Origin of the sequence: Pseudomonas sp. B6001 (genome assembly GCF_013386015.1) — a bacterium.
Lineage (GTDB): Bacteria > Pseudomonadota > Gammaproteobacteria > Pseudomonadales > Pseudomonadaceae > Aquipseudomonas.
In genome coordinates, this window is sequence record NZ_JACAOX010000004.1 from 388,577 (window position 1) to 408,933 (window position 20,357).

20 protein-coding genes are annotated in these 20,357 nt (G+C 62.8%); 4 read left to right on the forward strand and 16 right to left on the reverse strand.

Going from position 1 to position 20,357, the window contains the following annotated elements; all coding sequences use genetic code 11:
* Positions 1–74: 74 nt before the first annotated feature.
* From HX821_RS07890 to HX821_RS07925, 8 genes are all read right to left on the reverse strand, one after another.
* Complete coding sequence (locus tag HX821_RS07890; protein WP_008431301.1) at positions 75–845, reverse strand: SDR family NAD(P)-dependent oxidoreductase; 771 nt, start codon at positions 843–845, stop codon at positions 75–77.
* 26 nt (positions 846–871) lie between these two features.
* Entirely contained in the window at positions 872–1,930 is a 1,059-nt protein-coding gene (gene rhaT, locus HX821_RS07895; protein ID WP_177035541.1) for an L-rhamnose/proton symporter RhaT, read from the reverse strand.
* A gap of 40 nt (positions 1,931–1,970) precedes the next feature.
* Positions 1,971–2,291 carry an L-rhamnose mutarotase gene (gene rhaM / locus HX821_RS07900; protein ID WP_177035542.1) on the reverse strand — a complete coding sequence of 107 codons (321 nt, stop codon included), beginning with the start codon at positions 2,289–2,291 and terminating at the stop codon, positions 1,971–1,973.
* The gene (locus HX821_RS07905; protein WP_177035543.1) at positions 2,291–3,172 is read right to left on the reverse strand and encodes an amidohydrolase; all 882 of its coding nucleotides are present in this window, start codon (positions 3,170–3,172) and stop codon (positions 2,291–2,293) included. The genes rhaM and HX821_RS07905 overlap by 1 nt, the downstream gene beginning before the upstream one ends.
* Positions 3,173–3,241: 69 nt before the next feature.
* On the reverse strand, positions 3,242–4,675 hold the full coding sequence (gene aldA / locus HX821_RS07910) for an aldehyde dehydrogenase (RefSeq protein ID WP_177035544.1): 1,434 nt from the start codon (positions 4,673–4,675) through the stop codon (positions 3,242–3,244).
* 10 nt (positions 4,676–4,685) lie between these two features.
* Complete coding sequence (locus HX821_RS07915) at positions 4,686–5,486, reverse strand: HpcH/HpaI aldolase/citrate lyase family protein (RefSeq protein WP_177035545.1); 801 nt, start codon at positions 5,484–5,486, stop codon at positions 4,686–4,688.
* 11 nt (positions 5,487–5,497) lie between these two features.
* Entirely contained in the window at positions 5,498–6,682 is a 1,185-nt protein-coding gene (rhmD, locus tag HX821_RS07920; RefSeq protein ID WP_008431312.1) for an L-rhamnonate dehydratase, read from the reverse strand.
* A 15-nt stretch (positions 6,683–6,697) separates the two neighbouring features.
* Positions 6,698–7,993 (reverse strand): MFS transporter, encoded by a 1,296-nt coding sequence (locus tag HX821_RS07925; RefSeq protein ID WP_177035546.1) that lies wholly within the window; start codon positions 7,991–7,993, stop codon positions 6,698–6,700.
* A gap of 117 nt (positions 7,994–8,110) precedes the next feature.
* On the opposite strand from HX821_RS07925, the gene HX821_RS07930 reads away from it, so the two are divergent.
* The 3 genes from HX821_RS07930 to HX821_RS07940 all read left to right on the forward strand — a co-directional run bounded on the left by HX821_RS07930 (position 8,111) and on the right by HX821_RS07940 (position 10,595).
* Complete coding sequence (locus HX821_RS07930) at positions 8,111–9,052, forward strand: LysR family transcriptional regulator (RefSeq protein WP_087693849.1); 942 nt, start codon at positions 8,111–8,113, stop codon at positions 9,050–9,052.
* Between the two features lie 92 nt (positions 9,053–9,144).
* Entirely contained in the window at positions 9,145–9,663 is a 519-nt protein-coding gene (locus HX821_RS07935) for a sigma-70 family RNA polymerase sigma factor (RefSeq protein WP_087693848.1), read from the forward strand.
* Positions 9,660–10,595: a FecR domain-containing protein gene (locus HX821_RS07940; protein WP_177035547.1), complete on the forward strand. Its 936-nt coding sequence runs from the start codon at positions 9,660–9,662 to the stop codon at positions 10,593–10,595. The genes HX821_RS07935 and HX821_RS07940 overlap by 4 nt, the downstream gene beginning before the upstream one ends.
* Before the next feature lie 163 nt (positions 10,596–10,758).
* Here the strand turns inward: HX821_RS07940 and HX821_RS07945 are convergent, their stop codons facing one another.
* Genes HX821_RS07945 through HX821_RS07955 form a run of 3 tightly spaced genes read right to left on the reverse strand, consistent with a single transcriptional unit; the run spans position 10,759 to position 13,290 of the window.
* Entirely contained in the window at positions 10,759–11,472 is a 714-nt protein-coding gene (locus HX821_RS07945) for an ABC transporter ATP-binding protein (RefSeq protein WP_177019626.1), read from the reverse strand.
* A 2-nt stretch (positions 11,473–11,474) separates the two neighbouring features.
* Entirely contained in the window at positions 11,475–12,308 is an 834-nt protein-coding gene (locus tag HX821_RS07950; protein ID WP_087693846.1) for an ABC transporter permease, read from the reverse strand.
* A gap of 10 nt (positions 12,309–12,318) precedes the next feature.
* The gene (locus HX821_RS07955; RefSeq protein WP_177035548.1) at positions 12,319–13,290 is read right to left on the reverse strand and encodes an aliphatic sulfonate ABC transporter substrate-binding protein; all 972 of its coding nucleotides are present in this window, start codon (positions 13,288–13,290) and stop codon (positions 12,319–12,321) included.
* A 413-nt stretch (positions 13,291–13,703) separates the two neighbouring features.
* Between HX821_RS07955 and HX821_RS07960 the strand changes: the two genes are divergently transcribed.
* Positions 13,704–13,919, forward strand: coding sequence for a molybdopterin-binding protein (locus HX821_RS07960; protein WP_003217010.1), 216 nt, complete (start codon positions 13,704–13,706; stop codon positions 13,917–13,919).
* A 147-nt stretch (positions 13,920–14,066) separates the two neighbouring features.
* On the opposite strand, the gene HX821_RS07965 is transcribed toward HX821_RS07960, so the two are convergent.
* The 5 genes from HX821_RS07965 to HX821_RS07985 form a co-directional block, all read right to left on the reverse strand.
* The gene (locus HX821_RS07965) at positions 14,067–17,414 is read right to left on the reverse strand and encodes a hypothetical protein (protein ID WP_177035549.1); all 3,348 of its coding nucleotides are present in this window, start codon (positions 17,412–17,414) and stop codon (positions 14,067–14,069) included.
* Positions 17,415–17,508: 94 nt separating this feature from the next.
* Positions 17,509–18,657 carry a MalY/PatB family protein gene (locus HX821_RS07970; protein ID WP_177035550.1) on the reverse strand — a complete coding sequence of 383 codons (1,149 nt, stop codon included), beginning with the start codon at positions 18,655–18,657 and terminating at the stop codon, positions 17,509–17,511.
* Positions 18,658–18,716: 59 nt separating this feature from the next.
* Positions 18,717–19,340 (reverse strand): FMN-dependent NADH-azoreductase, encoded by a 624-nt coding sequence (locus HX821_RS07975; RefSeq protein WP_177027880.1) that lies wholly within the window; start codon positions 19,338–19,340, stop codon positions 18,717–18,719.
* Complete coding sequence (locus HX821_RS07980) at positions 19,337–19,777, reverse strand: GNAT family N-acetyltransferase (RefSeq protein WP_177035551.1); 441 nt, start codon at positions 19,775–19,777, stop codon at positions 19,337–19,339. Before HX821_RS07980 ends, HX821_RS07975 begins: the two co-directional genes overlap by 4 nt.
* Complete coding sequence (locus HX821_RS07985) at positions 19,770–20,246, reverse strand: carboxymuconolactone decarboxylase family protein (RefSeq protein ID WP_177019623.1); 477 nt, start codon at positions 20,244–20,246, stop codon at positions 19,770–19,772. Before HX821_RS07985 ends, HX821_RS07980 begins: the two co-directional genes overlap by 8 nt.
* Positions 20,247–20,357 lie beyond the last annotated feature (111 nt).

Genomic DNA, 20,357 nt, shown 5'->3' on the forward strand with positions numbered 1-20,357 from the left:
CCGTTAAACCACGCTGGCCGAACGCAGGTAGCACGGGGCAGGGACGCCCCGTCGCGGCGGCCCGCTTCCCAACGCTACTGCAAGTTGACAAACAATCCCCCGTCTACCAACAGCGAAGCTCCGGTCACATACCGCGCCATGTCCGAGGCGAGGAACACGATGGGCCCCGCGACGTCGTCGGGTTCACCCAGGCGCCCCAACGGCGTGCGCGAAGTCATGTACGCCAGCTTCTCCTCGTCGGCCAAGTCTTCCTTGTTGATATCGGTGGCAATCGTCCCCGGCAACACCGAATTACAGCGAATACCATACGGCCCCAACGCAATCGCACAGGACTGCATCAACGAGTGCAGCCCGGCCTTGGTCGGCGTGTAGTGCGTCTGCATCCCGCCACCCACCAGCGCACTGATGGAACTGACGGCGATGATCGCGCCGCCCTTGCCCTGGTTTTTCATCTGGTTTGCCGCCGCTTGCACGGCGAAGTAGGCGCCGTTGAGGTTGGTGTTGACCGTCTTCAGGTACACCTCACGCGGCATGTCGAGAAACGAGTGGAACGGACAGATCCCGGCGTTGTTGACGAACACATCCACACTGCCGAATGCCTTGAGCGCGCCGGCCACCAGTTTGTCGCCGGTGTCCGGATCAGCCGCATCGCCGCCCACCTCCACCGCTTGGCCGCCGAACGCCTTGATTTCCTCGATCAACGAAAACGCCGCTTCAGTGCCTTGGCCGCTACCACTGTGGCCGATGACCACACGGGCACCCTGGCGTGCACATTCCCTGGCGGCGGCGCGGCCGATTCCACGGGAGGCGCCAGTAATAATCACGGTTTTGTCTGCAAGTAACATAAGTGAACTCCTGAAAAAAAGCGGCCTCAGCCGAGATAGTTGCCGTAACCGACCATGGCAATGGCACCGAGAATCACCGCGATACCCGCGGCCAATACGCCTTTGTTGGTGGCGCTGGTGCCCTGCCATTCGCGGAAATACAGGCCCCAGCAGTTGGATACGATGATGATGAAAGACATGTGCAACACCCACGAACTGGCGTCGTTCTGCAGGCGGCTTTCGCCCATGCCGTAGAAGAAAAACTGCAGGAACCACAGGGTGCCGGCACACGCCACCAACAGGTAGTTGCCAAGCAGCGGAGTGCTGCGGTCGGTGTAGTTGTGGAACGTGCGGTTGCGCCAGTTCAGCCACAGGCACCATAGGCCGTTGGTGGTCAGGCCACCCCACATGATCACCATGAAGGTCACGTTGTTCTGGAACAGGCTGTTGGTGCCATGCTCGACAGCCGCGGCAGCCAGTGGGCGCCCGGCTGAAATACCGTAGCTGAAGCACGCGCTCAGCACCCCGGAGATCACCGCAACCAGCATGCCCTTGGCCACCGAGAACTCGCTGATGCTGGCGAATTTCACCGCTTCCGGCACTTCTCGTTCCTTGATCAGCCCGGCCTTGCCGCACACGGCGATGCCTACCAGCGATACCGCCACGCCCCACAGCACCCAATGCCCGCCCTGGGAGGCGAGCATTGAGGTCAGGGTGCCTTCGGTGGCGTCGGTGAACAGGTCGCGATACAGCGCCGGCATCAAGGCGCCAAGGGCCGAGGTCAGGCCCAGTACCAGCGACATGCCCAGGGACAGCCCGAGGTAGCGCATGGTCAGGCCGAAGGTCAGCCCGCCGATGCCCCAGAGCACGCCGAACAGGTAGGTCCAGAGCAAGGTGCTGCTGTCGGCCTGGCGCAGGATGTCGGCCCAGCCGGGCACGGTCAGTTGCGCGGCAATCAGCGGCACGATCAGCCATGACACCAGGCCGCCGGTGATCCAGTAGCTTTCCCAGGCCCAGCCGCGGACTTTCTTGTAGGGGATGTAGAAGCTGCCGGAGGCGAAGCCGCCGATGAAGTGCAGAATCACACCGAATAGAATGATTTCCACGTAGTCGAATCCTTTTTTATTGTTGTGGTAGCGCGCTGTTTCAGCCTGGGGTAAGGCTGAACATCGGGATTAAATCAACGCTGACGGGCGAGGCGTCCGGCTGGCTGGGCATGATGTCTTGCATGTACTGCCACCACCGTTGCATCAGCGCGGTGCCCGGCAATTCGTCGAGGCCGTGCCGGTCTTCGTGAGTCATCACGGCGAACAAGGCGTTACTGGCCTCGTCGAGGAAGATCCGGTAGTCCACCACGCCGGCATCACGCAGGGCCTGGGCCAGTTCGGGCCAGATCTCATCGTGGCGTCGACGGTACTCGGCGTGCTGGTCGGGGTTGAGGTTCATGCGAAAGGCTCGGGTCTGCATTACTTGCCTCCGAGGGGTGGCGTAGGACTGTAGATGCGCACCGCGTTGTGCAGGAAGAACTTGCCCTGTACGTCCTCGGGTTTGCCCGCCATGCAGGCTTTCACCAGGCCCAGGGTGGTGGCGAAACTGGCCAGGTGATTGCTGTTGGGCCAGTCGCTGCCGAAGAAGCAACGGTCTTCGCCAAAGGCTTCCCACAGCACGGCCAGGCGGTCGTTGTAGAACGCCGGGTCAAGGATCAGACCCTGCGGGCCGACCTGGGGGATTTCCGCCAGTTTGGCAAATACATTCGGCCGCTCTGCCAGGCGCATCAGGTCGGCGTGATACGCGGATTCTTCGCCGGCGGGCACGCTGGCATTGGGCAGGTGATCGACGATGATGCGCAGCTCGGGCAAGGCATCGCTCAAATGCAGCAGCCCTTTGATCAAGCGCGGATTGGGGTTGGCGCTGTCCAGGCCACGCCCGTATTCGGCGAGGCGGCGCAGGCCTTCGATAAAGCCGGGGCGCTTCTGGTCGTCTGGCAAATCGCGGTCCCACAGGTTGCCGTAGCGCAAACCGAGGAACAGCGGTTCATGGGCCAAGGCATCGAGGTCTGCCGCAAAGTCGCCGTGCAGCGGGTCAAGGTTGCCGACGAAACCGAGCATGCGCAGGTCGCTGCGCAGGGTCTCCAGCAACCAGCGGTTGTCGTCGCGCCACGGGCTGGCTTCCACGGCAATCGCGCCGATCACGTTATGTTCGCCTGCCAGCGGCCAATAATCCGCCGGCAAATGTGCGGCATACAGCGCGTTTCCCGGCTCGGGCCAGGGAATACCCTGGGGGCGGCGCGGGTCGAACAGGTGCAAATGGCTGTCGATGATCGGCCCGCTGTAAGGGGTAAGGGGCATAGCGCAATCCTTCGGAACAATGGATGGGGAAGGGCCGCACGCTACCGCGCCAAGGCCCGTTGCACCACTTCAGCTCTGCAAGTACACCGCATGGGTGTGGGTGTACTCGTACAGGCCGTGCTTGCCATCGGCGCCGCCGATCCCGGATTTACGCACGCCGGCATGAAAGCCTTGCATCGCCTCGAAGTTCTCGCGGTTGACGTAGGTCTCGCCGAACGACAATTCGCGCACCGCCTGCATCGCCTTGCCCAGGTCGCGGGTGTAGATCGAAGAGGTCAGGCCGTAGTCGCAGTCGTTGGCCATGGCGATGGCCTCATCCAGGTCGTCGACAATCTGAATCGGCAGCACCGGGCCAAAAATTTCTTCGCGCATGATTTCCATGTCGGCGTGGCAACCGGCCAATACCGTCGGCTGGAAGTGAAAGCCCTGGCCCAGGTCGGCGATCTGTCCACCGGTGACCAGCGATGCACCCTGGCTCAAGGCGGTGCGTACCTTGCGATTGACGCTGTCCAGGCCTTGGCGGTTGATCAGCGGGCCCATCTCCACATCGGCCTGGGCGATGGGGTCGCCGTAGCGGGTGGCGGCCATCGCGGCGCTGATGCGCTCGATAAACTGGTCGGCCACCTTGCGCTCCACGTACACCCGTTCGGCGCAGTTGCACACCTGGCCGCTGTTGATGATCCTTGAGTCGCGAATGGCGTTTATCGCGAGGTCCAGGTCGGCATCGGCGAGGACGATGGCAGGTGCCTTGCCACCCAGCTCGAGGTTGAGCTTGGTGATATGGGGGGCGGCGGCAGCCATGATCCGCGAGCCGGTGGCGACGCTGCCGGTGAAGCTGATCATGTCCACGCCCTTATGGGCGGTGAGGGCGCCACCGACGCGGCCATCGCCGCAGACCACATTGAATACCCCGGCCGGCAGGTCGGTCTCGGCCACCAGTTTGGCGAACTCGAAGCAGTTGTTCGGCGTTTCTTCGCTGGGTTTGATCACGATGGTGTTGCCGGTGAGCAACGCCGGGGCCATCTTGCGGGCGATCAAAAAGAACGGGAAGTTCCACGGCAGGATGCCGGCCACCACACCCAGGGGTTTGCGGAACAGGAAGATATTTTCATTGGGGCGGTCGCTGGTGATGATCTCGCCTTCAATGCGGCGCGCCCACTCGGCCATGTAGTCGAGGTAGTCGGCGGTGAAGTTGACTTCCACTTCCGCCAGGCCGCTGACTTTGCCTTGCTCCAGGGTGATGGTGCGCGCCAGGTGGGCGACGTTTTCCCGCAGCTTGGCGGCGATGCGGTGCAAGTGCCCGGCACGTTCGATCGCCGGTTTGCGCGCCCAGTCTTTTTGCGCATGATGTGCGGCAGCCAAGGCTTGGTCGATGTCTTCGGAGGTGGACGCCGGGACCTTCGACAACAGGGCGCCGGTGGCCGGGTTCAATACATCCAGGTGCGCATCGCTGGAGGTAAAGCGGCCGTTGATGAAGTTCTGGTAGACCGGTACGGATGACATGCTTGGCTCCTCAGTAAGTACGTGACGGTGCTTTGGCGTCGGCGGCGGGGCGATAGCGGGCCAGGGTCGCCATGGCACCCTGGCGCAGCAAGCTGATGTCGATGGCCACCGCAATGAACTGGCAGCCCCAGGCTTGATAACGGCGAGCGTCGTCTTCGTTGGGCGCGAGAATGCCGCAGGCCTTGCCGGCCGCCAGCGTGGCATTGACTGCGTACTGGATGCGCTCCTGTACCTCGGGGTGCCCGGGATTGCCGGGGTGACCGAGGCCGATGGACAGGTCGGCGGGGCCGATAAACACCGCGTCCACGCCTTCCACCGCCGCAATCGCCGCGACGTTTTCAACGCCGCGACGCGACTCCACCTGCACGATCAGGCACAGCTGTTCATGGGCGGTGTTGAGGTAATCCGACACGCCGTCCCAGCGGGTGGCGCGGGTCAAGCCGCCACCAACGCCACGAATACCGTGGGGCGGATAACGCATCGCGCGCACCAGGGCCTGGGCTTGCTCGGCGGTTTCGACCATCGGGATCATCAGCGTCTGGGCGCCGACGTCCAGCAGTTGCTTGATCAGGTTGGCGTCGCTGCTTACCGCGCGTACCACCGGGGCGGTGGTGTAGGGAGCCACGGCCTGGAGCTGGTTGAGCACGCTGGGCACGGTGTTGGGGGCGTGTTCGCCGTCAATCAGCATCCAGTCGTAACCGGTGCTGGCGACGATCTCGGCGGCGTAGGCGGTGGCGAAGCTGGCCCAGATCCCGTATTGCGCAGCGTCTTTACGCAGCGCAGCCTTGAAAGCGTTGTGGGGCATGTTCATGGCAGGAATCCTCAGCGGTTATACGGACGATGCAGTTGGCAATCGGGGTTGAGGTCCACGCCAAACCCGGGCTTGTCGAGCACCGACAGGCGCATGCGGCCATTCACCGGCACCGGCTCACCGAGCAGTTGCGGGTGGAACATCGGCACCACCTCATCGGCCTTGGGCGCCATCATCAGGAACTCGGCGAACGGGCTGTTATGGCGGGTGGCGACGAAGTGGTAGCTGTAGACCGACGAGCCGTGAGGCACCACCAGCGCATTATGGGCGTCGGCCAGGGCCGAGATTTTCACCAGCTCGGTGAGGCCGCCGCACCAGCCCACATCCGGCTGGATAATGTCGCAGCAACCCATCTCCAGCAGCATGCGAAAGCCCCAACGGGTAGCCTCGTGTTCACCGGTGGTGACCAACATGCCTTTGGGCACGTTGTTGCGCAGGGCGGCATAGCCCCAGTAGTCGTCGGGCGACAGCGCTTCTTCAATCCATTTCAGGCCGTATTCATGGGCGCCGATCGCCAGTTTGGTGGCGTAGTTCAGGTCCAGGCTCATCCAGCAGTCGAGCATCAGCCAGAAGTCCGGGCCGACCCGCTCGCGCATGGTCGCCAGTTCCTCGAGGTTTTTGCGCAGGCCTTCTTCGCCTTCCGATGGGCTGTAGTGCAAGGGCATCTTGCCGCCGATAAAGCCCATCTTCTGTGCGAGGTCCGGGCGGGCGCCGGTGGCGTAGAACTGCAATTCGTCACGCACCGCGCCGCCGAGCAACTGGTGCACCGGCTCCTGGCGGATTTTGCCGAGCAGGTCCCACAGCGCCAGGTCGACGCCGGAGATCGTGTTGATCACCAGGCCCTTGCGGCCGTAGTACAGGGTGGACTGGTACATCTGGTCCCAGATTTTTTCAATATCGGTGACGCGGGCGCCTTCCAGGAAGCGCGCCAGGTGCTTCTCGACGATATAGGCGGCGGGCTCGCCACCGGTGGTCACGGCGAACCCGACGGTGCCGTTGCTGGCCTCGATTTCGACCACGAGCGTGCCGAGTACGTTGATCCCGAAACTGCGGCGACTCTGGCGGTACTCGGGGTATTTGCTCATGGGGGTGCTGATGTGATCGTCGATCCAGTGGCCGTCTGCCTGGTCGTGGTAGTCCGCGCCGCCGCCGCGCAGCACAAAGGCGCGCACGTGCTTGATTGTGAGATTGCCCATGGTGTGACTCCTTGATTAAACAGTGGCCGGCGTGTTCGTCGCTTTATGGCCTGGGGAATGGATACCGAGTACCAGCAAGGCTGCGACTACAGTGGTGGCGGACAGCAGGTAAAGGCCGGCCGCAGGGGAGTGAAAGGCGGTTTCTGCCCAGTTCTTCAGCACCGGGGCGATAAAACCGCCGAGGGCGCCGAAGGAGTTGATCAGGGCGATGCTGGCGGCCGCTGCGCTGCCGGCCAGGTAGCTGGACGGGAAGGTCCAGAACACCGGTTGCACGGCGATAAAGCCCGAGGCGGCAAAGCACAGGGCGAGCATGCCCAGCAGCGGGTTGGCAAAGGTCACCGAGCAGGCGATCCCGGCGGCGGCCATCAACAGGGTCAGGGACGCGGCTTTGCGGCGTTCACTGGTGCGGTCGGAGTAGCCGGGAATCCACCACGCGGCGAACAGCGCGCAGACCCAGGGAATCGCCGAGACCAGGCCCACCATCAAGCCGACCCTGGTCCCCAGCAGCCCACCGACCTGGGTTGGCAAGTAGAACACCACGCCGTAAACGCTGGCCTGGATCAGCATGTACACCAGGCACAGGTACAGCACGCTGGGCTGGCACAGCACAGTGAGCAGGCTACGGCCGTGAGAGGTTTTGTGCTGGTCTTCGCGGTCGAGCAGGTCCTGGATCTGGCGGCGCTCTGCAACGCTCAGCCATTTGGCATCGGCGGGGCGGTTGTCCAGGTACCAGTAGGCCCAGATGCCAACCGCGGTGGCCATCAGGCCTTCCACCGCGAACAGCCATTGCCAGCCGTGCAGCCCAGAGAACCCGTCCAGCTCCAACAACAGGCCCGAGAGCGGGCTGCCGAAGATGAAGGCCAGGGGCGCGCCAAAGTAAAAGAAACCCATGGCCTTGCCGCGCACGGCAGAGGGGAACCAGTAGGTGAGGTAGAGAATCACCCCGGGGAAAAATCCGGCTTCGGCCACGCCCAGCAGGAAGCGCAACAGGTAGAAGCTGGTTTCGTTATGGGCAAACATCATGGCGGCGGACACCAGGCCCCAACTGACCATGATCCGGCACATCCACAGGCGGGCACCGACGCGATGCATGATCAGGTTGCTCGGCACTTCCAGCAGCGCATAGCCGACAAAAAACACCCCGGCGCCAAAGGCGAAGGCGGCATCACTGAGGCCGGTGTCGGCCTGGAAGGCTTGCTTGGCGAACCCGACGTTGGCGCGGTCGAGGAAGGCCATGATGTACATCAACAGCAGAAAGGGCAGCAGCCGCCAGGAAATCTTGGCGAGCAAGGACGCAGGCAGGGTCTTCATTGTTCAGTCCAGTTGTTTTGTTCTTATGGGAAGGACTGTACGGCGCTCTATCTATACGCTACAAATCGAATCTCGCTTACAACTGATAACCTCAGGGTATCGATAACAAGGAAAAAAATGAGTAGTCCCGCAATCTCCCGCAGCCTGTTCAACCGACTGCGCTACAAGCATCTGCATATGCTGGTGGCCTTGAGTTCCAGCCAGAACCTGCACCGTGCGTCCCAAAGCCTGAACATGTCGCAGCCGGCGGCGACGCGCATGTTGCGCGAGATCGAGGATATGTTTGCCTGTGACCTGTTCGAGCGCCTGCCGCGGGGCATGCGCCCGACGGCACTGGGCAAGGAATTGATCCGCTTTGCCGAGTCGGCGCTGAGTGGCCTCGACCGCTGCGCCGAGGAACTGATGATGCGCCAGCAGGGCGGCTACGGGTATTTGTCGATCGGCACCATCATGGGCGCGGCGCCGGACCTTGTGATGGACTCCATTGCGCAGATCAAAACCCTCAACCCGCAGATGCGCATTCGCATCATGGGCGATACCAGCGACCAGGTGATCCAGTTGCTGGAGCAAGGCCGCATCGACCTGGCCATCGCCCGGCGCAACGCCGCCACCGACAGTGAGCATTACACCTTTGAGCCCCTGGGCAACGAACGCATGCTGGTGGTGGTGCACGCCGGCCACCCCCTGGCCCAGCGTGAGCATCTGCCGCTGGCGGAACTGGTCAGTGACTGGCCGTGGATCCTGCAACCGCAAACCAGCCCGGCGCGCATTGGTTTTGATGAAGCATTGCAACACCTGGCCTTGCCGCAGCCGGCGGACATTATCGAGTGCAGTTCGGTGTATTCCATGCAGCAACTGATTCAACTCACCGACGCGATCATGGTGCTCTCGGAAAGCGCCCTGCGGGATTACTTGAAAATGGGCCTCGTGGTGGCCTTGCCGGTGGTGCTGGAGGTGCAACTGGCACCGTTCGGGATGCTGCTGCGCAAGGGCGACCCGGTGAGCCGCGAGTTGGGGTTGTTTATCGACATGCTCAGGCAAAAGGCCGCAATGCTTTAAACATCGTGTGCAAAAGAACGTGGTACGCCGGCGGGTTATTAAATAGAATGAATCTCATTTGAGACTGACTCGCGCCGCGCAGGTTACTTGCCATGAATGATGCTGTAGTGCCGACGCACCTCGCTGAACCCAGCCTTCACACGTTGTATCGCGACCACCGCAGCTGGCTCGAAAGCTGGCTGCGGCGCCGCTTGGGCAACGCCTGGGATGCGGCCGACCTGAGCCAGGACACGTTCCTGCGGGTGCTGGCCAGCGCGCAGCCGATTGCGCAATTGCAGGAGCCCCGGGCCTATCTGGTGACGGTGGGCAAGCGCTTGCTGGTGAATTTTCACCAGCGGCGCAGTCTGGAACAGGCGTATCTCAATGCGTTGATGCAGTTGCCGGAGGCTTGCGTGCCGTCGCCGGAGCAACGCTGGTTGCTGCTGGAAACCCTGCAAGCCCTGGATGAATTGCTCGACGGTTTGCCGGCGGTGGTGCGCCGCGCGTTTCTCTGGAGCCAGCTGGAAGGACTCGGCTATCGGGAGATTGCCGAGCGGCTCAAGGTGTCCGAGCGTACGGTCAAGCGCTACATGGCCCAGGCTTACGAGCATTGCCTGCTGGTGGAACTGTGAGCCGTACTGCGCCGGATCTCGCCCGGGCGGCGGCGCAATGGCTGGCGTTGCTGGAGTCCGGCAGCGCCACCGAACGAGATCACGCCCGCCTGCAGCAGTGGCGTGACAGCCATCCCCAGCATGAGCAGATCTGGCAAAAAGCCCAATCGCTGCGCCAACGATTTACCGACTTGCCGCCAGCGTTGGCCATGGCCAGCCTTGATCGTCCGCAACCGGGACGGCGTGCAGTACTCAAGCGTGCCTTGGGCGTCGCCGCGTTGTTGCCAACCGCGTGGTTGCTCAGCCGGCAATTGCCTATCGACGTGTGGCGCGCCGACCTGCACACCGCCACTGGCGAACGCAAGCGAGTGCCGCTGTTGGATGGCAGCAGCCTGCAACTGAATACCGCGAGTGCGGTGGACGTGGATACGGCCCGGCGCCGTGTGACGCTGGTGGAAGGGGAGATGGCGTTGACGGTGCCGGGGGCTGGTGCGCTGACGGTGCAGACGCGTTATGGCCAGGTGATCGTCAGCCAGGCTGAAGTGTGTGTGCGGCAGTTGTCTTCCGGGTGTTTGGTGTCGGTGTTGAAGGGCGCGGTGCAGGTGCAGGACCTGCGTGGGCAAGTGGCGACATTGCAGGGGGGGCAGCAGGCACGGTTGCAGGCGTCGGGGTTGGGCGCTGCGGTGGGGTTTGATGCGTTGCAATTGGGTTGGCGCGACGGTGTGCTGACTGCGCAGAACCAGCTGTTGGGTGATTTTTTGCGGGAGCTGGAGCGGTATCGGCCGGGTGTGCTGCGCTGGGACCCGAGCCTTGAAGCGCTGCGGGTCACTGGGAGTTTTCAGTTGGCTGATACCAATCGAATTCTTGCGTTGCTGGCGTCGACGATGCCGCTGCAAGTGCAGTCCCGTACGCAGTATTGGGTGACGTTGACGCCGCGTAAATCGGCTGCTTGATGCGATCCTTGTGGGAGCGGGCTTGCTCGCGAAAAACCTGAGAGCGCCGCGTTGAATCAGGATGCCCGCGTCATCGTTAACGACCTTCGCGAGCAAGCCCGCTCCCACATTTGGACCGTGCCCGCTTTAGCTTTTGATTTTGGGCGGACTCAACACGTGCCTTTCAGATCACATGCGCCCGTTGCAGCTCAGTCAACGCCAGTGCCTTGAGCCGCGCCAACAGCGGATCCCGCCGATCCCGCGGATGCACCAGCTCCACCGCCAGCTCCTGGCGAATACTGCTCGGCCGGTTATCCATCACCAACACCCGGTCACTCAGGTACAGCGCCTCGTCCACATCGTGAGTCACCAGCAGCAGGGCGATCCCGTGGTGCTCGGCCAATTGCAGCAGCAGGTCCTGCAGCTTCATGCGGGTAAACGCATCCACCGCGCTGAACGGTTCGTCCAGCAACAGCACCTGCGGTCGTGAATACAGCCCGCGAGCAATCGCCACCCGTTGCGCCATCCCGCCAGACAACGCCTTGGGCAACGCCTGGCCAAAACCCGTAAGCCCCACCTCATCGATCAACTGCGCGACCCAGGCCTTGTCATAGCCAACGTCATCGCTGAAACCAATGTTTTGCTCCACCGTCAGCCACGGCATCAGCCGTGGCTCCTGAAATACAAACGCGACCTCACCACCGCCTTGCAGCAGTTCCCCCTGATAGTCCTTTTCCAGCCCGGCGACGATCCGCAGCAAGGTGCTTTTGCCGCAGCCACTGGGGCCCAGCAAACTGACGGCTTCCCGCGGCTGCAAGGCCAAATGGACGTTGGTCAGCACCGTCGTCGCGCCGAAGTTTTTCCGCTCGACGCGAATGTCCAGTAGCGCTTCACTCATGCTCAATTCTCCGGGCCTTGGCCGTTGAAGGTATCGCGCCAGGCCAGGCAGCGTTTTTCCAGGGCCGCCAACAGGCCGTCGCTGATCTTGCCCAGCAGCGCCAGCACGATGATCGCCGCCAGCACAATGTCGGGCCGTGAGGTTTCCCGGCCATCGCTGAGCAGGTAACCCAGGCCCTTGGTCGCGGCGATCAACTCGGCCGCCACCAGGAACATCCACGCCAGGCTCAGGCCGCTGCGTAAGCCGGTGAACAGGCCGGGCAGGGCGGCAGGCAACAGGATGCGACGCACCAGGCGCGTGCGGCTGAAGCCATACATCTGCCCGACTTCCACCAGCTTGCGGTCGATGTCGCGAATGGCCGCAACGCCATTGAGGTACACCGGGAAGAACGCGCCGATGGCAATCAGCACGATCTTCGAGGTCTCATCAATGCCCAGCCACAGCAGCAACAGCGGCACCCAGGCCAGGCTCGGGATCGAGCGCAGGCCGGCGAAGGTCGGCTCCAGATACGCCTCGGCTTCGCGGCTCAAGCCGACCCAGGCGGCAAACACCAGGGCCAGGCCGGCGCCGATGGTGAACCCCAGCAGCACCCGCAACAGGCTGGCGCTGATGTGTTTCCACAGCGCGCCTTCGGCTAGGTCGGTGAGGGTCACGGCGATCTCGCTGGGCGCCGGCATCTGGTAGGACGGCAGCCAGCCGATGCGCACCACCACTTCAAGGATCACCAGGATCAACACCGGCAACGCCAGGCCCTTGAGCCGCCGCGGCCAGGCGCTGCGCTGCACGGTGAGCGTTGGCGCGAGTGCGACGGGCAGGGTTTCGCTTTTGCTGCTCATGACGCTCCCCTTATGGACGAGGCAAAGCCTGGCCAAAGCTTGGGTCGATCAACTGGTCGATCACCTGATCCACATTCACCCCACGGCGCACCAGTTCTTCCGACACCAGGATCGGCGCGGCCGCCTTGGACGACACCACGTCCTGGGCAGTGAGCAATGGGCTGCTAAGGTCGGTACGCGACAATTGCAGCTTGGCCACGTCCAGGGGCAGGCCGGATTCGTCGGCCAGCAGCTTGGCGAATTCGTCGGGGTGTTTCACCGCCCAGTTGCGGGCTTTTTCATAGGCGCCGAGCACCTTGGCGACGGTCTGTGGGTGCTCCTTGGCGTATTTGTCGGTCACGCTGACCACGCCGTAGCTGTTGAAGTCCTTGTTGCGGTACAGCAGGCGCGAACCCGCCTGGATTTCGCTGGCGGCCATGTGCGGGTCGAGACCGGCCCAGGCGTCCACATCACCTTTCTCCAGCGCGGTACGGCCGTCCGGGTGTTGCAGGTGCACCAGCTCCACGTCGTCCTTGCTCAGGCCGGCTTTCTGCAGGCTGCGCAGGGTGAACAGGTACGGATCGGTGCCTTTGGTGGCGGCGATTTTCTTGCCCTTGAGGTCGCTGACGCTCTTGAACGTCGAGTCCTTGCGCACCACCAGTGCAGTCCACTCGGCGCGGCTGTACACATACACCGACTTGATCGGGCTGCCATTGGCCCGGCTGAGCACCGCCGACAGGCTGGCGGACGAGGCGAAGTCGACGCCGCCGCTGTTGAGGTATTCCAGGGAACGGTTGCTGCCCTGGCTCAACACCCAGCCGACCTTGGTTTGCGGCAGCGCTTCTTCAAGCCAGCCGAAGTGCTTGAGTACCAGGCTCACCGGGGAGTAGTAGGCGTAGTCCAGGTTGACTTGCGCAGGGTCGGTTTCCGCTGCATGGGCCAGGGGTTGCAGGCTGAAGGCGAGGGCGCAGGCGCCCAACAGGGTATTGAAGAAGGGTTTCATGGAACAGCTCCGGACAAGGCGGGAAAAGAGAAGGCTTTTCTTATATTCAGAAATTCATATGGCATGCTCCATCATGCGTTATAGGAATATGCAGTCTCTGTGCCAGCGTCTTTGCAGGGCAGGGCAACACCCTGGCGTAGCAGCTGTCGAGCCCAAGCGAGGCTGCGTTTGCGGTGTGTCAGACAGACCGCTGACGCAGCCTCGCTTGGGCTCGACAGCTGCTACGTGGGGGAGTGGTTGGGAGTGGGGAGGCGGGCACTTTGTTGAATCACTGTTGGCTGTGCAACAGCTCGCATATGTTTTTATGGAATAAATAAAGAGTTATATATTCCTTTTGTTGGTTTCACGAATAGGGCACTTTGAGTGCCTGCGCATTCGTGCGGATTGACCCAACAGACCAAAGGAAAGCCGACATGACCATTAAAGCGATCAACGTGCGCAACCAGTTCAAAGGCGTGATCAAGGAAATCCTGATCGGCGAAGTGGTGTCCGAGATCGACGTGCAAACCGCGTCGGGGATCGTGACGTCGGTGATTACCACACGCTCGGTGCGTGACCTGGAATTGAAGGTGGGCAGTGAAGTGATTGCCTTTGTGAAGTCGACTGAAGTGTCGATCGCCAAGCTGTGACTGCAATCCAGTTGTGAACCCAATCCGAATGTGGGAGCGGGCTTGCTCGCGAATGCGGTGTGACAGTCGACATCTACAATGACTGATCCACCGCTTTCGCGAGCAAGCCCGCTCCCACATTTTGTTTTGCATACAGCCGTTGGAGGGTTAGTTGAGTCGAGGCCCGCCTCCCGATGGCCGGGACCCAGGCTTCTCATCCGAAGCATCCGGCAGTGCCTTGGGCGTTTCACTAGGGTCCTTGTAGTCCTTGTGCAAATCCCCATCCAGCCGGTTGCTCGACGAGCCGCCGCTTTGTGGTGTGGAGTCGAAATGCTCCCACTCCGATTGCTGGAAGCGGAACAGGCTGTCATCGGTCGGCGTGTCGCGGCCGTGGTAGTGGTGGATCTCGTAGTGGGCGTATTCGACCTTGTCCGCCCAGTTGTCCTGCAACAAGCCGTCGCCGGCCAGGTCGCGGTACCAGTCGTTTTCCTTCTCGGTGGCCTTCTGTTTTTTGTTGTGGTCGACGAAGTAACCGATGATCCCGCCCACCACCGCCAACACCACGCCCACCAGGAACAGCGGCCCGGTCAGCGCCGCCGCCGTGCCCGCGCCAAACAGCGCCGCCGCACCCAATACCCCGGCCGACGCGCCGAACGCACCGCCCGCCACTTGCAAGCCACCTGCGGCCTGAGCCAACGGGTCTTTGCTGTCCACGCCGCTTTTGATCGCCAGGGCGCCGAGCACAATGTCGGCAAAACCACCGGCAATGTCCGTCGCCGGGCCCAACACCTTGATCACGGAACCGGCGATCTTCGCCGATTGGGAGGCGCCAAGCTTGGCCGCACCGGCTGCCTTGAGGCCGTCATCCAGGTGAGTGGCGAGGCCTTCGGTGGCTTCGGTTACCGCCTTGTCGCCCTCGCCAAACAGCTTGGCCACGCCGTCGTACTGGCTGTCGGGAACCGCGTCCAGGGCCGCAGCGATTTCCTTGCTGACCTTTGAGTCGATTTCGGTGGGCTTGCTGAAGTCGATGACTTTGCCGGCCGCCCCTTCCTTGCCCCAGATTTCCGGCAGGGTCTTGTCCAGGCCGAGGAAGTCCACCAGGCCGCCCTTGCCCAGGGCTTCGCCGATCTTGTCACCGAGCTTGACGAAGTGGCTGGCGCCGCCGGCAAAACTCAGGAAGTCCTTGGCGATGGTCATGCGTTGGGCCGGGGTTTCGCCGAGCTTGCCGCCTTTGCCCACCAGTTGGTAAATCCCCGAGAACAGGCTGACGCCGGCGCCCATCGAACCGAGGATGCCTTTGCTGTTGAGGGTGTTGAACACTTCGCCGAGCATGCCGCGATCCGCCACCGGGATATACGGTTTGCTCAGGGCGGTTTTCACGTCGGCTTCGCTGATGGTGCCGCTGTTCTTGTAGACGTCGCCGAGTTCTTCCAGGGCCTTGGTCACGGCCGAGGATTTCTCCTTGCCCTCCAGGCCCTCGTTGAGGAATTTCTCCAGCACTTCCTGGCTGCGGCGCGGCAGGTCCAGCAGGTTGCCCTTGAGCACGCCCTTGAGCAGGCCGAACAGGTCCTTGGTGGCCAGCTCCTTGTTGTCGTCGGAGATCTTGCTCGGGTCCGAGAGAATCTCGTTGAGGTCGGTGGTGAGGCCGTCGGCCTGGATATTCTGCGCGGCCTTGGTGGCGGCTTCCGGGTCGAACAGCGACAGCGAGGTCAGGGTGTTGCTCAGGTCCTGCTGGGCTTCGTGGCTCTTGCCCTGTTTTTGCAGGTCCTTGAGGTACAGCACATAGTCGGGGTTGCTGGTCAGGTCGAGAAGCTTCTGCTTGATCTCGTCCTTGTTGGGCAGGTGACTGATGGCGTCGTCCATCTTGGTCTTGTAGTCGGCCTGCACCGTCGGGTCCTTGAACAACTCGCCGATCTGCTCCTGCACTGCCTTGCCGTCGATGATGTCGTGCATGTCGGCGGAAGTGAGCTCGGTCTGCTTGTCATCGAACTCGCGCCAGGTGGTATTGAACGGGCGCTTGGATTCTTCGTAGCCGGTGATGCCATGGCCGTTCTGGTAGGCGGCCTGGGCTTCCAGGGCACGGACCAGTTTGGCCCGTGGGTCGTCCTTGGGAATCGAGCCGTCCTTGACGCCGGCGCGGTAGGTGTCGATCAGTTCGGTGGTGGCCAGTTCGCTGACGCTCTGGGTCGGCGACTTGTCGTCGTCCTTGTCGGCATGCACGCCGGTGTCGAGGTTGAGCACGTCGAGCTCATCGTTGCTCGGCAGGTTGTACTTGGCGCGGGTCTCGTCGACGGTGCCGGCGCTCCAGGCTTCCCATTTCGCCACCACTTCGTCGTAGAGCTGCGGGCTGAGCTCCTTGGAGACGATGACCTTGCCTTCGCTGGTTTCATAGCGGATCAGGCCGTCCCCCAGCTCGTCGGGAGAACCGAAGGTGATCTCGGTGTTCTTCAGGAAGTCATTCGGCCCGGCCAGCTTGTAGCCGGCGTCTTCACTGGAGTGGATCTTGCTCCAGGTGTCCTGGGCGGTGGCCACGCTCTTGAACAGTTCCGGGCTGACGTCGGCCGATACGACGACCTTGGTGCCGTCGTGGGTTTCATAGGTCAGCACATTGCCTTGCTGGCCTTCGATCCAGCCGAAGCCCTTGTAGTCGTTCAGCTCCGGCGCCTTGGTATTGGCGTCTGCCAGGGTCGAGCCGTCGTTGAGCGCGGACTCTACGGCGGCCTTTTTGTCGGGGTTGGTGTAGACCTCGTGCAGGCCTGCCAGGTAGTCGAACAGCTTGGGATTGTCGTCGCGGGCCACGACCATTTTCTGGCCATTGCTTTCAAAGCGGATCAGGCCGGGGCCGACTTCATCCTTGGGGCCGACGGTGGTGCCGGCGTAGGGCGGCCACACTTCGTTGTCGCTGGCGCGCTTATAGCCGGCGTCTTCGCTGCTGCCCAGGCCGGTGAAGCTTTCATAGGCTTCCTTGGCTTTCTGGAAGGCCTCCGGGTTGTCGCGCTGGCTGATGACGAACTTGTTGCCGTCCTGGGTCTCGTAGCGAATCACGCCGGGGCCGGTTTCGTCGGGCGGGCCGAGGGATTTGTAATCACTGAGCTTTTCCGGGGCCGTGGCGTCGCCGCCCAGGCGCTGGTAGCCGGCGGCTTCGCTGGCGTTGACGCCGGAGAGTGCCTTGAAGTCGGCGCTGACTTGCTTGAACAGCTCGGGGCTGTCTTTTTCGCTGACGATGACTTTCTTGCCGTCCTGGGTTTCATAGCGGATCAGGCCGGGGCCGACTTCGTCCGCCGGGCCGATGGCCTTGTAATCCCCCAGGGTGGTGGGCGGCGCGGCGTCCTTGGCGGCCAGTTCATAGCCTTGTTCCTTGCTGGCAGCGAGCCCTTGCGCGGTTTTGTCGCCGGCCTCCACCTTCTTGTTGTTGGCGCTGTTCTTGAGCAGCACGTGGAACGCCGCGCCGGACTTGGGCGGTGTGAGAGGAAGGGCTTTGGGGTCGGTCGAGCGGTTGAGCGGCTGGGTCGTCATGCCATGGAACTCCTGCTGTTACCGGTGGGACGAATCGGCAAAAACAGTAACAGCAGGGGTTCGGCGGTCGTTGCGAAAAGTTGTGAATTGCGCCTTAACGGTGACGCAGGCTGCGTTCCAGGCGGGCGATGCCTTCTTCCAGCATGGCCCGTGGGCAGCCGAAGTTCAGGCGCACGAATTGCTGGCTGTCATCGCCGAATTCAATCCCGGCGCTCAAGCCGACCCTGGCCTGTTCGAGGAAGAACCGTTGCGGGTCGTCCAGGCCCAGGGCGCTGCAATCCAGCCAGGCCAGGTAGGTGCCTTGAGGCGCATGCATGACCACGCCGGGCAGGCGGGTTTGCACGGCGTTCAGCAGGTAATCGCGGTTGGCTTGCAGGTAGGCCACCAGCGCCTGCAGCCAGTCGCCGCAGTCGCTGTAGGCCGCACGCGTGGCTTCCAGGCCCAGGGGGCTGACGCTGTCGACCATGCCGCAGCGGGCTTGGTTGAAGCGCTCGCGGATCTCGGGATTCTGGATCACCGCGAAGCAGGTCTTCAACCCGGCGACGTTATACGCCTTGCTCGCCGACATCAGGGTGATGGTGCGCTGGGCAATCTCGGGGCTGAGGCTGGCGGTGGGAATATGCCGGCGGCCGTCAAAGCACAGCTCGGCGTGGATTTCATCGGAGACGATCAGCGCACCCTGGTCCAGGCAGGCGCTGGCCACGGCCAGCAGTTCCTCACGGGGGAAGACCTTGCCCATCGGGTTGTGCGGGTTGCTCAACAGCAGCGCACCGGCGCCGGTGAGGGCTTCACGCATTGCCGGCAACGGCGTGCGGTACTCGCCTTCGGCGCTCAGCTCAAATGGCACTTCGATCTTCGGCAGGTTCCAGTGGCCGGGCGCCAGGCGGATCGGGCGATAGTTGGGGGTTTGCAACACCACCGGTTGGCCGGGCTGCACAAATGCGTGCAGCGCCATGTTGAAACCAGGCTCGACCCCCGGCAGGAACAGCAACTCATCCGGCTGTACGCGCCAGGCGTACTTGGCCCACAGGTCGGCGACGATCGCCTCGCGCACGCCATCGCAGGCCACGCTGTAGCCGAGGATCTGCTGACCCAGTCGCTCGTGCAACGCTTGAAGCACGGCCGGTGGGGCAGCGATGTCCATGTCGGCAATCCACATCGGCAGAACGTCTTGCGGGTAACGACTCCACTTGGTGCTGCCGGTGCCGAGGCGGGAGTGGATCGTGTCGAAATCAAAGCTCATGGGTGGCTCGTATCAGGGAGGCGGGCGTAGAAATGGCGCTGATTCTAGCGCCATTAATTTTACGCGCCAGCGCTGATTGCCGCCCGGGCGCCCGCTTGCCGGTCAAATGCCTCGGCCAACTGCGTGTGGGCCTGTTCCAGGCTGCGCTGCACGGCGGCTTCGCCACGCACCATGGCCCCCAGATAGACGAAATCCACCGCGTGAATGCCCACGGTTCCAAGGATCGCCTGCAGGTAGGGCGTGAGGAAGTCGGGCTCGCGGTTTTTTCGCGAACTGCCGGAGCTGACCAGTACAAAGGTGCGCCGGTCCTTGAGCAAGCCGACTTTCTCAAACTGCGGATTCACCGTGAAACTGCGGTGGATGCGCACCACATGGTCGATCCAGCACTTGAGGGCCGCCGGCACCGTGAAATTGTGCACGGGGGTGCAGATGATCAACAGGTCACAGGCTTCCAGCTCGACAATCAGTTGCTCGGAGCGCTCGGTTGCCGGGCCGCTCAGGCCGCCGGGCGTGGTCAGGGCGTTGGCGTATTCCCGGGTCAGCGCCGGCAGGGCCTGGCCGCCGTAGTCGCGTTCGACCACTTCGGCCTCGGGTGCCTGTTCGCGGAGCAGGGCGCGGGCCAGGCGGAAGGTCTGGGCGGCCTTGCCGTGGGGGCTGAAGCTCAGTAGCAGGGCGCGGGTCATTGGCCGAGGTCCTGTGAAAAGTGCATCCCCAGTGGCAGCAGGCCCTGGCGAAAATAGAAGCGTTGGGCCAGGGCCATGTGCATGCCGGTGTCCAGCACCAGGTAGCGATAGCCCAGGCGGCGGGTGTGCTGGCGTACCTCGTCCAGCAGGTGCGCACCCAGGCGTCGGCGTTGCAGGGAGGCGTCCACCACTAGGTCATCGACGTAGATAAAGCGCCCATACAGCAGGTTTTCCGTCAGGCGATAACCGGCCAGGCCCAGCACCTGGCCGTTTTCCCGGGCGGCCAGCAGGCGGTAGCCGCTTTCGCGCTGACGCTGGATCTGCTGGACGAAGGCGTGCGGGTCTTCGAGCTTTGGCCGCAGTTGCTGCATGACGGCAAAGCAGGCCAGGCAGTCGGCGTCGCTTTCGATGTGCACAAACTCAACAGAGTCATTCATGGTTGCCGTGCTCCATGTGCGCTTTTACGGCGGCAGGGACTTTGCGAAAGCTGATGGCGACGCGGTTCAGGGCGTTCATCAGGGCGATAGCCAGGGTCAGGTCGGCAATTTCCCTGTCATCGAAGAGGGCCTTGGCCTCGGCATAGTGTTCGTCCGGCACCTCGGTTTGTGCGACCTGGGTGACCGACTCGGCCCAAGCTAACGCGGCGCGTTCACGCGGGCTGAACAACGGCAACGCTTCGCGCCAGGCGGCCAGCAGCATCAGCTTTTCCAGGCTCACGCCCTGTTTGAGCAGGTCGCGCGAATGTGAGTCCAGGCAGTAGGCGCAGCCGTTGAGTTGCGAGACCCGCAGGTACACCAGGTCAATCAATTCCTTCTCCAGGCCGCAGCCGTGGATGTAGCTGTGCACCGAGCCAAGGGCCTTGTAGCCGACGGGCGCCGCCAGGGCGTAGTCGAGACGGTGTTGCATGGGGTGCTCCTTGTTTCGTGAAGTGATGCCGTCAGTGTGGCGGCCGGGTCGCCGGCTCAATAGGGCCAAGAATGGACAAGCGGGTTGGGACAAGATCAGACTTCAGGGCTG